This is a genomic window from Shewanella sp. AS16 (assembly GCF_021412365.1).
In the GTDB taxonomy this organism is placed as follows: Bacteria; Pseudomonadota; Gammaproteobacteria; order Enterobacterales; family Shewanellaceae; genus Shewanella; species Shewanella salipaludis.
The window spans coordinates 1-296 of sequence record NZ_JAKCLK010000218.1 but is presented as its reverse complement, the minus strand read 5'-3'; the positions used below and the strand labels follow the sequence as shown (position 1 = coordinate 296).

General features: G+C 48.3%; 1 pseudogene. It reads left to right on the top strand.

Features of this window, described 5'->3' with window-relative positions:
- Nucleotides 1-296, top strand: a pseudogene (locus LZP73_RS20075) (transposase); the annotation flags it as partial.

Below are 296 nucleotides of genomic sequence, written 5' to 3'. Positions count from 1 at the left end.
GACCAACATACAGCCCGGAGTTTCGACTCGAGGCAGCACAACTGGTCGTTGACCAAAACTACTCAGTAATGGACGCTGCTAAAGCCATGGGCGTGAGTAAATCAGGTATGGAAAAGTGGGTTAGACAGCTCAAGCAAGAACGTATGGGGAGCTCACCCAAAGCCACGCCAATGACGCCAGAACAAATTGAAATTCGTGAGTTGAAGAAGAAAATTGATCGCCTCGAGGAGCATAATGCCATCCTAAAAAAGGCTACCGCTCTCTTGATGTCAGACTCCCTGAACAGTTCTCGTTAG